At 63.0% G+C, this 14,828-nt stretch carries 8 protein-coding genes; 2 read left to right on the plus strand and 6 right to left on the minus strand.

Annotated elements, in window-relative coordinates; translation table 11 throughout:
* Nucleotides 1–705 precede the first annotated feature (705 nt).
* The gene (locus KHO33_RS01365) at nucleotides 706–8,322 is read left to right on the plus strand and encodes an ESPR-type extended signal peptide-containing protein (RefSeq protein ID WP_200561924.1); all 7,617 of its coding nucleotides are present in this window, start codon (nucleotides 706–708) and stop codon (nucleotides 8,320–8,322) included.
* An 85-nt stretch (nucleotides 8,323–8,407) separates the two neighbouring features.
* Nucleotides 8,408–9,130 (plus strand): OmpA family protein, encoded by a 723-nt coding sequence (locus KHO33_RS01370; RefSeq protein ID WP_201126542.1) that lies wholly within the window; start codon nucleotides 8,408–8,410, stop codon nucleotides 9,128–9,130.
* 256 nt (nucleotides 9,131–9,386) lie between these two features.
* On the opposite strand, the gene KHO33_RS01375 is transcribed toward KHO33_RS01370, so the two are convergent.
* The 6 genes from KHO33_RS01375 to KHO33_RS01400 form a co-directional block, all read right to left on the minus strand.
* On the minus strand, nucleotides 9,387–9,797 hold the full coding sequence (locus KHO33_RS01375; RefSeq protein ID WP_200561920.1) for a DUF3175 domain-containing protein: 411 nt from the start codon (nucleotides 9,795–9,797) through the stop codon (nucleotides 9,387–9,389).
* 314 nt (nucleotides 9,798–10,111) lie between these two features.
* Nucleotides 10,112–10,381 carry a hypothetical protein gene (locus tag KHO33_RS01380; RefSeq protein ID WP_054036086.1) on the minus strand — a complete coding sequence of 90 codons (270 nt, stop codon included), beginning with the start codon at nucleotides 10,379–10,381 and terminating at the stop codon, nucleotides 10,112–10,114.
* Nucleotides 10,382–10,811: 430 nt separating this feature from the next.
* Entirely contained in the window at nucleotides 10,812–11,840 is a 1,029-nt protein-coding gene (locus KHO33_RS01385; protein ID WP_200561919.1) for a fatty acid desaturase, read from the minus strand.
* Nucleotides 11,841–12,052: 212 nt separating this feature from the next.
* On the minus strand, nucleotides 12,053–12,823 hold the full coding sequence (locus KHO33_RS01390; protein WP_200561918.1) for a CDP-diacylglycerol diphosphatase: 771 nt from the start codon (nucleotides 12,821–12,823) through the stop codon (nucleotides 12,053–12,055).
* Nucleotides 12,824–12,920: 97 nt separating this feature from the next.
* Nucleotides 12,921–14,375 carry an indoleacetamide hydrolase gene (gene iaaH, locus KHO33_RS01395; RefSeq protein WP_200561917.1) on the minus strand — a complete coding sequence of 485 codons (1,455 nt, stop codon included), beginning with the start codon at nucleotides 14,373–14,375 and terminating at the stop codon, nucleotides 12,921–12,923.
* 179 nt (nucleotides 14,376–14,554) lie between these two features.
* Nucleotides 14,555–14,770, minus strand: a complete 216-nt coding sequence (locus tag KHO33_RS01400) for a hypothetical protein (RefSeq protein ID WP_054035959.1) — start codon at nucleotides 14,768–14,770, stop codon at nucleotides 14,555–14,557.
* Nucleotides 14,771–14,828: the final 58 nt, after the last annotated feature.

Consider the following 14,828-nt stretch of genomic DNA (forward strand, 5'->3'; position numbering starts at 1 on the left):
GGCCTGGCAATTGTTAAATTTCGCAATGCCCAGATATCGCAAAGGCTTTTTGTAGACAAATTAAAAGACCTATGAGAAAGTTCCCGTAAGCACTTATCTTTCTTTTCATTACACGATTTAATAAAGAGAGATGTCGCATTCAATGCGAATAGCTTGACGCCTTCGTCTCACATAGTGATCAAAATGCTGCGAGAAAGAAAAACGGTGCGTGTAGCCTGGCGCAAGACTATTTGTCATGCCACGAGCCGAGGGAACGTTGCAACAGGCTACTGAGGGGGCAGTAAGGATGAATATCCCAGTCGGAACAGAGCCGGGCACCGGCTCGGCGAAGAAAGCGCGTCAGTCTGGCCGGCAATTGGCGCTCCGCCACGCGACCGCCTTTCCTCTGCTACACCCCTTCGGGCCTTCATAACCCAGTCATTCGTCGATCGTCTCAGCGGCCAGCTCGCCGAAAATCGGCCATCTGACCGACCCTCATTGTCTACTTAGTCATGCGAATTGCCTCGTCTGCATGGGTATTCGCTCGCGCTCAGAATTCGTGATTCACCGAGGGCGGAAGCAACTTGCCGCAGTTCCAACGCTAAAGCAACGCGCGCCGTAGCGAGACATTTTAAACACTACAAATAGGCATCCTGAATAAATGGGATGCATGCACACGCTCGTGCTTATGAACTTCTCATTTCAATTATCTGGTGAGGCAACGACATGAACAAAGCATATCGGACCATCTGGAACAAGGCGCTGGGAGCCTTCGTAGCCGCGTCGGAGTTGGACACGTCGCGCGGCAAGGGAAAGTCGGGAGCGGCTGCTTCTATATGCGACGCACGCAGTGGCGAGCAGGGTGCCGCGGTGTCGCACGGTTCGAGTCCGCGTGTCCTGAGCATTCTGTTGCTGATTGGCGTGGGGGGATGGGGCGCGCAGGCGCAGGCGCAGCTGAGCTGCGCGTCGGCGCCCTATAACTTCTATAGTGGCAGCACGACGTGCGTGGGCCAACAGTCTACCGCCTCTGGCGGCGGAGCCACCGCGGTAGGTTATGGGGCCAGCAGTACAGGCATTAATGCCTTGTCCTTCGGCTTTCAGGCCATCGCCAATGGTATCAACGCCATTTACATGGGCGCGCGCACTGCTCCGGGCACCGGCGCGACCGCGCAGTCTGCGATCGGCATCGGCACGGATGTCACCGCTAGCGGCTCGGCGGCCATCGGGATTGGCGTTGACGCTGTCTCGAGCGGCAACCAGTCGACTGCTGTCGGCCCCTTGGCGAAGGCAACTGGAGATAACGGCGTTGCGCTGGGTGCGAGCGCCAACGCTGCCGCGTCGGGCGCCGTCGCATTGGGCAGCGGAGCCACTGGTTCGCAAACCAACGGTATAGCCGTTGGCTCGGGAGCCAGCGCCACCGGTGCAAACTCCCTTTATCTGGGGGCGCGCACCGCCGCGGGCACCGGTTCGACGGGAACGGCGTCCATTGCCATTGGCACCGACGTTACCTCTAACGCCGACTATGCCACCGCGATTGGCTTCCAGTCGGTGGTAAGCGGGCCGGCAGCCGTCGGGATCGGTTATATCGCCACAGCCTCCGGGACGCATGCCGTCGCTGTCGGCTTTCAGTCGATCGCCAGCGGCCTCAACGCCGTTTATCTCGGGCCGCGTGCCGTCGCAGGGACGGGCGCAACGGCGGCGGGGGCGATTGGCATTGGCACGGACGTGACTGCGTCCGGTCCCTCTTCACTGGCCGCCGGCACAGTGTCCAAAGCCACGGCACAAAATGCCGTTGCTTTGGGAGCGGGCGCTGTCGCCTCAGGGCTCAACGCGCTCGGCATGATGAACGGCTCACAAGCCACCGGTGCTAATTCAATAGCGTTGGGGTCATCCGATACCGTTGCGGAAGGCGGCGCGTCTAGCCCGGCGACGGTGGCAGGCGCCGCGGCGTCGGGCATTCGCGCGATTGCGATCGGCTCCGGCGCAAGCTCGGCTGGCTCGTCGTCCATTGCGATAGGCGATTCGGCTCAGACGGGAGCCAATACCGATGCCCTCGCCATGGGTACCTCCGCGACGGCTAACGCGACCAATGCCTCTGCCATCGGCAATGCCGCAAGTGCGCTCGCCGCCTCCACGGTTGCCATCGGCGACGGCAGCACCGTCGCTGCCGCCGCCGGCGCGGGTTCGTTCGCCGGCGGCCATAACTCTCAGGTACTTGGTGGGACGGGCGCAGTGGCGCTCGGTCAGGCGCAGACTGCCAGCGGCAACGGCGCGGTCGCGATTGGCGATCCCAATACCGCGACCGGTAATGGTGCTGTCGCCGTGGGCGCGAACAATACCGCCACGGGCGATGGCGCGGTAGCGCAGGGCAACGGCAATACCGCCAATGGTCAAGGCGCGGTCGCGCTGGGCAACGCGAGCAACGCGAACGGCGCGAGCGCGTTGGCGTTAGGCGATTCGGCGGTGGCCAACCAGGCCAAAGCGATCGCGCTGGGTGCCGGCGCTTCAGCCAGCAACGCGAACGACGTCGCGTTGGGTGCGGGCAGTACCACCGCAGCGCCGCATACGGGCACCACTGCGCTTTATGGCGGCACGGCGGCCGGCATCGCGAGCGCGGCCAATGGCGTGGTGTCGGTCGGCTCGGCGGGCAAAGAGCGGCAACTGCAGAACGTGGCGGCGGGTGTGATTTCGGCTGCCAGCACCGACGCAATCAACGGCTCGCAACTGAATACGGTTGTCACCGGCGTCAATAACCTGGGCACGTCGACAGCGAGCACATTGGGCGGCGGCGCCAGCTATAGCGCGGCGACCGGCAACCTCACCGGCTTTAGCCAGCCGATCAACAGTGTCAGCGGTACCGGGGCCGTGACCGGACCCACGGCGCAGACGACGGTTGCGGGTGCTTTGACTGCGCTGAACACGAATATAGATAACACGGCGAATATCGCGGTCAAGTACGACGCGGCGGGTGGCACGAAGATCACCCTCGGTGCGACCGGCGGCGTGGGCGCACCCGCGGGCGGCGTCACTATCACCAACCTTGCCGCGGGGGTCAATCCAACTGATGCGGTGAACGTCAGTCAGTTGACCAGCTCGACCACCTCGGCGGCAAACAGGTGGATCACCGGTAATCCGACCACATATACGGCGCCAACGGCGACCGGCACCAACAGCACAGCGGTGGGTTCGGGGGCGGTGGCCAACGGCGCGGGGGATGTCGCGCTCGGTAACGGCACGACCAGCAATGGAGCGGACGCGACCACCACCTACACGACGGCCAATGCCGTGGTGAACGGCCAGACTTTCACCGTACACCAGGCGCCGACCAACGGTGCGGTGGCGGTCGGTCAGCGCCAGATTACCCAACTGGCCGACGGCGAGGTGAGCGCCACCAGCACCGATGCGGTGAACGGCAGCCAGTTGTACAACGTGGGCCACACGCTGAGCGGCCAGGTAACCGGTCTGGGCAACAGTGTGGCCTCCGGCCTGGGAGGTGGCAGCACCTATAACACCACGACCGGTGCGTTGACCACCAGCCTGAACTACGGCGGCAGCACCTATACCTCAGTGCAGAACCTGGTCAACGCCTTGACCGGTGGCGGCACGACGCCGGGCATCAAGTACTTCCACGCTAACTCGAGCGCACCGGACAGCCAGGCGCTGGGCACCAACAGTGTCGCAATCGGACCGAGTGCTACGGCAAGCAACGCGAACGACGTGGCGCTGGGTGCGGGAAGTACAACCGCAGCACCGCACGCGGGTACCACTGCGCTCTATGGCGGCACGGCGGCCGGCATCGCGAGCGCGGCCAATGGCGTGGTGTCGGTCGGCTCGGCGGGGCAGGAACGACAACTGCAGAACGTGGCGGCAGGCGTGATCTCGGCTGCCAGCACCGATGCTATCAACGGCTCGCAACTGAATACGGTCGTCACCGGCGTCAATAACCTCGGCACGTCGACAGCGGGCACATTGGGCGGCGGCGCCAGCTATAGCGCAGCGACCGGCGATCTCACGGGCTTTAGCCAGCCGATCAACAGCGTCAGCAGTACCGGGGCCGTAAGCGGACCGACGGCGCAGACGACGGTCGCCGGTGCGTTGACCGCGCTGAATACGAATATCGACAACACGGCCAATGTCGCGGTCAAGTACGACGCGGCTGGTGGCACGAAGATCACCCTCGGTGCGACTGGCGGCGTGGGAGCTGGATCCCCGGTGACGATTACCAACATGGCGCCGGCTGCACTGAACGCGACGAGCACGGATGCGGTGAACGGCTCCCAGCTGTTCGCCACCAACCAGCAAGTCACGGCCAATACCACAGCGATCTCCAACATCAACAATGGCGACGGGATCAAATATTTCCACACCAATTCGGTGCTGGCGGACAGCGTTCCCACCGGCACCGACGCGATTGCAGTGGGGCCGGTTGCCAATGCCTTCGGCAATGATTCAATCGCCCAGGGCCTGAATGCGGTAGCCGGCGTGAGCGGCACACCGACGACGGCCAACGACATTGCCATGGGTAATGGGGCCCAGGCCACCGGCGGCAATTCGATCGCCCAGGGTACCGGGGCAACCGCGAACACAGCCGGCGCCATAGCGATTGGTCAGACGGCCACCGCTACAGGCGGCAAGGCCGTGTCAATCGGCGTGGGCAATACGGCCAGCGGCAACGGCGCGGTTGCCATCGGCGATCCGAACTCGGCGATCGGGACCGGTGCGATAACCATGGGTGCGAACAATACGTCCAACGGCCAGGGCGCGGTGGCGCTCGGCAATGCCAATACAGCAACTGGCCAGGGTTCTGTCGCGCTGGGCAACGCATCGCAAGCGAACAATGCCGGTTCCGTCGCCCTGGGCGATGCCGCAACGGTGTCGGCCGCGGCGACGCAAGGCGTTGCGATCGGCTCTGGCGCCACGGTCACCAACGCCGGCGCGGTGGCCCTGGGTGCAGGAAGCACGACGGCCGCCGCGGTGGGAACGCCAGGCGCGACGATCAACGGCACCGCCTACACGTTTGCCGGCACTACGCCGGCGAGCACGGTCAGCGTCGGCAAAGCGGGTGCCGAGCGCACCGTGACGAATGTTGCCGCGGGCCAGTTGAATTCGGCCAGTACCGACGCGGTGAACGGCTCGCAGTTGTACGCGACCGATCAGGCGGTCGACGCGCTGTCCTCGACGGTAACCGCCAACAAGACGCACTACTACAGCGTCAACGACGCTGGCACTCAGGGGGCCAACTACGCCAACGACGGCGCCACCGGCACCGACGCGCTGGCTGCGGGCGTCGGCGCTCTGGCTTCGGGGGTAAGCAGTACGGCACTGGGCAACGGTGCCCAGGCGTTGGCAAACAACGCAACAGCATTCGGCCTGCAGGCGACGGCTTCGGTCGTCGGTGGCGTGGCGATCGGATCGGGATCGGTTTCAGATCGCACGGTTCTGCCCGGAGTCGGATCGATCGCCAACGGCTCTCACGCGATTCCGTTCAATACCTCCGACGAGACTTTGCTGGGTGCGGTGTCCGTCGGCAGTAGCACGGCCTACCGTCAGTTGACCAATGTCGCTGACGGCACGCAGGCGCAAGACGCAGTCACCGTCAGGCAACTCGCGGGCGCATTGTCATCGTTCTCGGTGACGGGCACGAACTATTTTCACGCGAATTCGACGGCGGCCGATTCGCTGGCGGTGGGCGCGCAGTCGATCGCCGTCGGACCGACGACCGTCGTCAATGGAGACAACGGCGTCGGTGTCGGCAACGGGGCAGTGGTCGATGCGACGGCGCCCGGCGGGCTCGCAATTGGCCAGCAAACGCATTCGGCCGCGGCCGACGCGATGGCGCTCGGCAGCGGCGCGGTGGCGAGCGGTGCGCAGTCGATCGCGCAAGGCGCCAACGCGAATGCCGCTAATCAGGGCGGCGTGGCTGTGGGCTCAGGCGCGCAGAGTAGCGCCACGGACGCCGTAGCGCTTGGCGCAGGGGCGAGCTCGACGTTCGCCAATAGCGTGGCGCTGGGCAGCGCATCGACAACCGCCGCGGCGGTGGTGACGACAGGCGTCACGATCAATGGCACGGCCTACACGTACGCCGGGACTGCTCCGACCAGCACGGTAAGCGTGGGCAGCGTGGGTAACGAGCGCACGGTGACCAACGTAGCGGCAGGCCGGGTGAGCGCGACCAGTACCGACGCGGTGAACGGCTCGCAGCTGTATGCGACCGATCAGGCAGTCAGCAGTCTGTCCACGACGATCACCGCCAACAAGACGCACTACTACAGCGTCAACGACGGCGGTACTCAGGGTGCCAACTACGCCGACGACGGCGCCACCGGCACCAACGCGCTTGCGGCAGGCGTAGCCGCCACCGCGGCCGGCGCCAACAGCACGGCCCTGGGTCAGGGCGCGGTGGCCAACAACGCCAATGCCGTTGCGCTGGGCAGTGGCTCGACTACGGCTGCGGCAGTAGCAACGACCGGCGACACGATCAACGGCACGGCCTACACATACGCTGGGACTGCTCCGACGAGCACGGTGAGCGTGGGCAGCGCAGGCAACGAGCGCACGGTGACGAACGTGGCGGCGGGCCGGGTGAACGCGACCAGTACCGATGCAGTGAACGGTTCGCAGCTGTACGCGACGGATCAGGCGGTCGGCAGCCTCGCCAGCGTAGTGACGGCCAGCAAGACGCACTACTACAGCGTCAACGATGGCGGCACGCAGGGTGGCAACTACAACAACGATGGCGCCACCGGCGCCAATGCGTTGGCGGCGGGCGTGGGGGCGACGGCCGCCGGCGTGAGCAGCTTCGCTGGCGGCAACGGTGCTGCCGCACAGGCGGACAACGCGCTTGCGCTGGGCGCTCAGTCGAGCGCCTCGGTGGCCGGCGGGGTCGCGATCGGCTCGGGATCGGTGTCCAATCGCGCGGTCCTGTCCGGCATCGGTTCGATTGCGAATGGCACCCATGCGATTCCCTTCAACACGTCGGATCAAACGCTGCTCGGCGCAGTCTCTTTCGGCAGCGCGGCCGGCAACACGTATCGTCAGTTGACCAATGTCGCGGACGGCACGCAGGCACAGGATGCGGTCACCATCAGGCAGCTTGCGGGTGCGCTGTCGTCGTTCGCCGTGACCGGACAGATGTACTTCCACGCGAATTCGACGGCGGCGGATTCGCTGGCGGTCGGCGCGCAGTCGATTGCGGTCGGACCGACGACGGTGGTCAACGGTGACAACGGCGTGGGCATCGGCAACGGCGCCATCGTCGACGCGACGGCGCCGGGCGGCGTCGCGATTGGCGAAAGCTCGAACGCGGCACAGGCCGACGCGATTGCGCTCGGCAGCGGCTCTATCGCAAGCGGCGCCCAGTCGATTGCACAAGGGGCGAATGCGAAGGCTGCGAATGCAGGCGGCATTGCTATCGGCTCGGGGGCCCAAAGCAGCGCCATTGATGCGGTCGCGATGGGTTCAGGCGCGAGCGCGTCGATGGCAAACAGCGTTGCGCTGGGCGCTGGATCGGTGACCACGGTTGGCGCGTTGAGCAACTACATTGCGTACGGGTTGAGCAGTCCGCAGTCGTCCGCGGGCGAGGTCAATATCGGCAATCGGCAGATCACCGGCGTGGCAGCCGGCAAGGCCGGAACCGACGCAGTGAACGTAAGCCAGCTTGCCGCAGTCACCACGCAGTTGACCACGCTGATCAATAACCAAAACGGGGGCGGTGGCGGCGGTGCTCCCTTCTCGTCCACTCCTGGTTCTTCACCCGCGTCCACGGGTTCGAATTCTTCGGCGGGCGGGCAGGGCTCGGTAGCTTCCGGCTCGAATAGCACGGCGGTCGGCAACAGCTCGCAAGCCAGCGCGAATGGCGCGACCGCGGTTGGCGTCGGCGCGGCCGCGAGCGGGAATAACTCGGTGGCGCTGGGTTCGAATAGCACGGACGGAGGCCGAAGCAACGTGGTATCCGTCGGCTCACTTAACGATACGCGGCAGGTGGCAAATGTGGCTGCGGGAACCCAGGGGACGGACGCAGTCAACGTGGACCAGCTCAATGCCGGGCTCGCGCAGGCCAATGCCTATACCGACCAACGGGTGGACCAACTGCAGTCGGGAATCAACTCCGTCGCGCGCAATGCCTATTCCGGCATCGCCGCAGCGACGGCATTGACGATGATTCCGGAGGTCGACAAGGACAAGACGTTGTCATTTGGCATCGGCACGGCGGGCTTCCGCGGCTATCAGGCCGTCGCGATGGGCGGAACCGCGCGTATCACCGAGAACATCAAGATGAAAGCCGGCGTCGGTATGAGCCCCGGTGGCACAACCTTCGGGATGGGTGCGGCGATGCAATGGTAGAGCGCAGACGCCTTCGCTCAAGTGCGGACAACGTGATCGATCGTGCGCCGAACCGGACGTACGAAAAAATAGTATGGAGAACACAATGAAGCAGCTTTCTGGATGGAGTTTATCGCTGAGCCTGGTTTTTCTTGCGGGATGTTCGAGTGCTTCCGGGCCGACGTTTAACGCATATACGGTCACGGCCGCGGACGGCTCGCGGCTTCATCAGGTCGAATGTCATGGGATATTCGAAGGACCTGCGACCTGCATGAAGGTGGCCCAGCGGATTTGTCAGGGAGAACCGGTTCGCCCAGTGCAGAAAGTCGGACGCCTCCTGCCGGATAATGACGAATCCGATGTCACGAGGCGGCTGACCTTCGCGTGCGGTGGCGCGCCGGATGCACCAGCAGCGGCGGCCACGCAGCCGGCCGCACCTGTGGCGCAAACGGTTGATCAGTTCGTGTTGCAAACCGATGCCCTGTTTGCTTTCGGCCAGTCCAGTCTGGCTTCGATTTTGCCGGGCGGCGCGGCCAACCTCGAGCAGGTCATCGCGCGTATCAAGCAACGAAGCGGTGTTCAGTCCATTTCGGTGGTAGGCCATACCGACCGCATCGGGCCGGATGCGGTCAACCAGTCGTTGTCACTGGCCCGTGCGGAGACGATACGCGAATACATGATCAATCATGGGCTTAACGGTGAGGTGATTCATGCGACGGGAGTAGGGGCCCGTGATTCAACAACTCAATGTCCGGACGGCGGGAGCAGGGCAGTCATCGCTTGCCTGCAACCGGACAGGCGGGTCTCCATCGAAGTTCGGGCCCAGTGAGATAGCTCAGCGCCGAACTGGTTCGCGATGAACGCGCGAACGTTCGGCGCCGGCGACTTGGTACCTGGAGCAACGCTGTGGACGGGATGGTCCGGAAGCCCTAGCCGGTGAATCGGTCGTGTAGTCGAGTATGAGGGCATGATTTCCTCCTACGCTCAAGTGACCGGCAACAACCATCCTGCCTCCATTGGAGACGCAGAACGTACTGCCTCAGCCCAGTGAATGTGTCGCGCACGATCGTGCCCGCGGTGGCACTTCAAGGCGCGCGCCCGAACAGTTCACGTAACTTGCGCTTGGCCTGTTGCAACGTATCGCGGCGCTCCTTCGGCAGATTTCTGCCGGCACGATTGATGTAAAAGTTGAGCATCGACATCGCGGACTGGAACGGCGAGCCCTTGCGGCGGCGGCTTTGCGTCGACGAACGTTTCAGCGACTCTGCGATCGACTGCGCGTTCCCGGTTTTGAAAATGTTGTGCTCAATGTCCATCGCGTCGCTGGTTTCCATCACATGATGCGACCATTTCTGTTCGCTCTTCGTGGCGCCGCGTTTGGCGGTCTTCGCGCGATGAGCCGCGTGCGCCTGCGCATGCCGCTGGCGTGGCGGGCGTCCCGCTTTACCTCGCGCGACTGGACGTTTCGATTTGCCTGAGGTTTTCCTGATGGCCATGGATTTGCCTCGTATGAAGTCGGTTTGGCGAGTGCTTCGCATTGCCGCTGTGCTGAACGTCTGCTCAAGGCGAAACGCGCCGGACATCGCGTCGGCGGAATGGCGGCGATCACGGCTGGCAAGTCCCGAACCAGTGAGCAAATACCAGACCCGAATGGAGAAGGGCGACCTGAAGGGGAGTCGCACCTCTGATCTCCATTGAATAAGTAGCCTAGCCATGGCTCGGCCTTTCTGTCGCCAGCAATATTCAGGAGTGTTCTACTCGAATCAACGGCAGAAGTGATAGACGTCCAGCGGAGACGAGCTGGCCACCCTCACGGGCTGATGAATTTGAAGGCGAGAACTGCCGCGGCGGCGTTCGGCCTGCCTCGACGCTGCAGATCCTCAGCAAGCAGTCTCTGAAAGAGGATTCCTTCCTGTTCGCCGTACAGTTCGCGAAATTCGCCAAGAACTTCAGCGATAGCGCTGTCCCGCGTTTCCGGACTCAAAGTGCTGCTGATGTATGAACAGCCTCGTGCCAGTTCAAGCACGTAAGTTGCGCGGGCATCCACCATGGTGGCACCACCTGTATTTCCTTGTGGCATGAAGTCCCTCAATCTTTTTATGTACGCGTGCATGCACTGCCGGGCGTATAGCTGGACTGAGTCGCAATGAGCGGCGAATGATAGTGTGGAATTAATTTACCCTTGGGGGCTGAAGGGAAACTTAAGAAGTGTTACCCCGTGACCTGAGGCAGTGGCCGATGCGTGGGCAATGCTAAAAAAAAAAGCCGCAGGCAATGCTGCGGCGAACAAACACACACGCCGAACGTTGGGAACGCTGACGTGCTTCCTTAGGGTATCGAGGCTCGCAGCGGATGCAAATCGGGTGTTTGGTGTGATGATTTCTGTGTCCCCGCCAAGGCTTGATGGATGTACCTGGTGCCATAGCTGGATGGCGAAGCGGTCGCGAAAAAACCACAGGGGCCCGCGCATCTGGCGTAAAAGTCCCGCGCGATCTTCGCGAATGACTGTATTACCAGTGGAGAGAATCCCCGCTCGTGGGCCTATGTGCTAAACGTACCGCGGGTGTCGTGCGTCCTGCGCCCTGAATAGCCGCTCCAGACAGGTCCCCATAAACCGGAGGCGCAACTGAAGCGAACGTATAAAGTTTGAGCCATTCGCTGTAACCGTGTACGAGAAACCCTCCCGAGCGTTCTATGTACTGCTGCCGGGACGTTTCATAAACCGCCCGAAGTGCAAACCACGGAACATGAGGCAAGTCGTGATGCACGAGATGATAGTTGTTGTTCAGAAACAGCAGCCGCCAAAACCATCCCGCTTCGTTGATGACGGTGCGATGCTCGTGAGCATGTGCCACCCGATGTTCCTGAAACGAACGGATCGAACCTAACGACAACGACCCATAACCCGCGCCAACGATAAAGGCCCAGGCAGGGATTCCGCAAACGCGTTGAAGCCACACCGTCAGCGCGGCTAACGCAACCAGATGCGCGACCCACATCGGCACATGACGCAAATCGCCGCGTTTGATACTGCGGAGTTCATCGACACCGGTTGCCGCTATGGAAAAAGCCGGCCCTACTATGAGTCGGCCAGTAAACGTATTGCGGAAGGTCAGCAGCGCGCGAATCGCCAGACCCGCGCGTTGCCAAACGCGCTGACTGACGAAGTAGCTTTCGGGATCGCGCTCAGGAAGTGTCAGATGCGGATCGTCGTGATGTTGAAGATGCGAATCACGATAGACGCTGTACGGAAACCACACCGCGAGCGGCGCGAATCCTAATAGTGCGTTGAAGAACGGCGACCGCGTCGGATGGCCGTGCAGCAACTCATGTTGCAGAGACATGTACCACGCACCCAGCAACGCCAGCAGCGCAATGGTCAGCGGCAGGCCGAGTACGCTCGCATGCATCGCCACACCGAACCATCCTCCGTAGATCGTGGCGATCAGCAGCCACGTCGGCCATTGGGTGCGCCATGTCCAGCTTGTAGCCTGTTTGGCGAGTGCTTTACGTTGCGTGTCGTCGAGATAAATCGCCATCGGCTGGATCGGTCGAAATGCAGGTTTAGACCGATCCTACGGACCAATTCACGCGACTAGAACCATTTTGTTCAGCAATGCATCTGCAAATACGTGCAAAAGCGGAGGGACATATCGCCAGCCCTTGCGCAGCGCCAGGCCGCTATCGCGCAGCGCGCAGAGCGCCGTGCAAGGTCCTCGCGGATCCTGTTCGGGCAATCGGTAAAAGACGCTTATTTATCGTCCGCGACGTGGCAAGCGTGATCGAGCAAGCCTTCCGCCGAGCCGCTGCCGTTGTCGGCATCGAGACTGCTATTCACGACGAGCCAGCCGTCTTTCTCCGCGGATGGCCCGGCACCCGTTACGAGAATAGTTTGCATGGCCATCGCTGCAGCGTCTTTGTTATCACGCGCGACGATGAGAAACGGATTGCTCGCCTGAGTGAGTGAGGTGACGCGCATGATCCGGTAGCGCTGGCCGTCGAGCGTATCCCAACGCCATTCGCCAGGCGTGTCGTTCGCGTGACGCGCCAAGGCGTTGCTCACCTTGCTGTTCATGCAATCGATATGGATATGCAACTGGTTTTGCGTGCGGCGGAATTGCGAGTTGATCTCAAGGCCGAGTTGATTGTCGGGCAAGGATCGCTTGACGGACTTCTCGACGTACAGCCGCGACACCCACGCATCGTCCCAGTAGTCCGGTGCATTCGGCGCAAGCACGAACGGACTTTCTATGCCGGTGACGCGGTCGGTCGGAATCAGCAGATGCTGTGAGCGGCCGACAATATCCTTCAGGATCGCATAGCGTTTGTCGAGATCGACAACCGTGCATTGGCCCGGCGTGCCGGTGGCCTGTTGCGACGGTACGCAGCGCATATCGACGATTTTCCAGAGCGCGTTCGAATCGACTGCGGCAAGGCGCGCGCAGGAGGCGGCGGTGAAGGCGACCGCCAATGCGGCGGCGGTGCGCAGAATAGTTTGGCGAAGGCGGGCGGATTTGAGCATGGTTATCGGCATGCGGATCGGCATTTTTTTACTGGCGTGTTCAGCGACATCTTCAATGGCATCTTCAACGGCACCTTCGACGGCATTTTCAGAACCGTCAGAGCACCGGCGCCGGCAGCACGCCGAGCAATTGCTCGAAGGCCACTCCGATCGCCAGCAGCCGCCGGTCATCGCCGAGCGGGCCATCCAGTTCCAGGCCGACCGGCAGGCCGCCGGCAGTCATCCCCGCCGCCAGCGACAAGCCCGGAATGCCGGATGTGCTGGCCGGGTCGGTATTGCGCAGGAACGCGTCCATCGTATCGATTGGCGCGGCGCCATCGATCGATACCGTCGACGAGCCGTTCAGGTCGTCGATCAGCACCGCGGCGAGGCGCGTGGTCGGGAACAGCAGCGCATCGAGACGCTCATCGGCGAAAGTCGCCGCGACATACTGCTGCAAGCGCGGCCGCCACTGCTTCAGCGCTGCGTCGTAATGAGCGCCGAGTACGTCGGCGAGCACGCCGTCGTAGATCGCGCGCACGTCCGGGCTCGCGATGCGGGCTGCCATTTCTCTGACGGTCTTTACCGGTGCGTTATTGGCGACGAGCCACGCGAGCACGTCCTCGCGCGGCTCGTGGATTGCGATCGGTCCGCCGACGTGGCCGTTCAAGGTCTCCAGTTCACTCATCGCTACAGGTACGAAGATGACGCCGGCGGCTTCGAGGCGGCGCAAGGCGGCGTGCGCGACGTCTTCCACCTGCTTTTCGAGCCCTTCCCAGAGCGGCTCGGGCAGGCCGATGCGCAAACCGTTCAGCGTGAGTGCTGGCAACGCTCCGGCTCCGGTGATCACGCCGTCGAGCAACGCGATGTCGGCAACCGTGCGTGCCATCGGCCCGACCGTATCGCGCGTATGGCTGATCGGCACGACGGCGTCCGGGTCGTGATAACGCCGTTCGGCACCGCCGTTACCAACCGACGGACGAAATCCCGCAATGCCTGTCAACGCAGCCGGAATGCGAGTCGAGCCGCCGGTGTCGGTGCCCAGACCCGCGGGCACGATGCGCGCGGCGATCGCGGCGGCGGTGCCGCCCGATGAGCCGCCGGGAATCAGCGTGGGGTCGTACGGATTGCGCACCGGCCCGGCGTGTGTGGCGAAGTTCGTGCTGGTGATGCCGAACGCGAGTTCGTGCATGTTGGCTTTGCCGAGGATGATCGCGCCGGCATCGAGAAGCCGTTGTACCGAAGGCGCGTTTGTCTTCGGCACGAAGCCTTCCAACGCGGGCGTGCCCGCCGAGGTCTGCAGGCCGGCCGTGTTGATGTTGTCCTTCACGACGATGGGCAAACCGGCGAGCGGCAATTGCGCTTTTACTTCGGGCGGCAAGGCGTCGATGCGCTGCGCTGCGGCCAGTGCGCCGTCGAGGTCGAGCGTGGTGAGCGCATTGAGGCTGGAGAGCGACGCCGCGCGCGCCAGTAGCGTGGCCATATAGTCGGCGGCTTTGAGGCGCCCGGACTGGATCGCGGCGACCGCTTCGGTTGCGGTTAGGGCCAACTGTTGATCGACGGTCCATGTCATTGCAGGCGTCTCCTTTAATCGAGGTGTCGCCTATTCTGGCACAGCCGCTTAAAAATCGACGCCGGGTGGCGCAAGGTGGTCCGCGTTGACTGACTCGCGGACCAATCGTCCTTCTACATATTTCTGCACGCGAGACCGGCGTGACCGCCTGGACGCTATCTGATGAGTCTGCCGGCGTGTTATTGCCGGCTGTCGATCCACATGCGTCCCCAGCGGAACGCATAGGCGAGCGCGTGCTCTTCGTCGAAGAAGTAGTCGAGTGCATCGAACGAGTAAGCCTGGCCGTGGCTTGCAGACGTTTTTTCGATGGTCAGGTTGGCGGCGAACAGGCCGTTGGGCAGTCGTTGCGCAGCCGGTGCGACTTCGTAGCCCTTGTAGCGGATATTTGAATTCATGGTCGTGGCAGTGAGTGTGCCCGCGTGTATTGCTAAGGAGCCGGCGCGCGGGACGCAA

The organism is Paraburkholderia nemoris (genome assembly GCF_905221015.1).
GTDB lineage: Bacteria > Pseudomonadota > Gammaproteobacteria > Burkholderiales > Burkholderiaceae > Paraburkholderia > Paraburkholderia nemoris.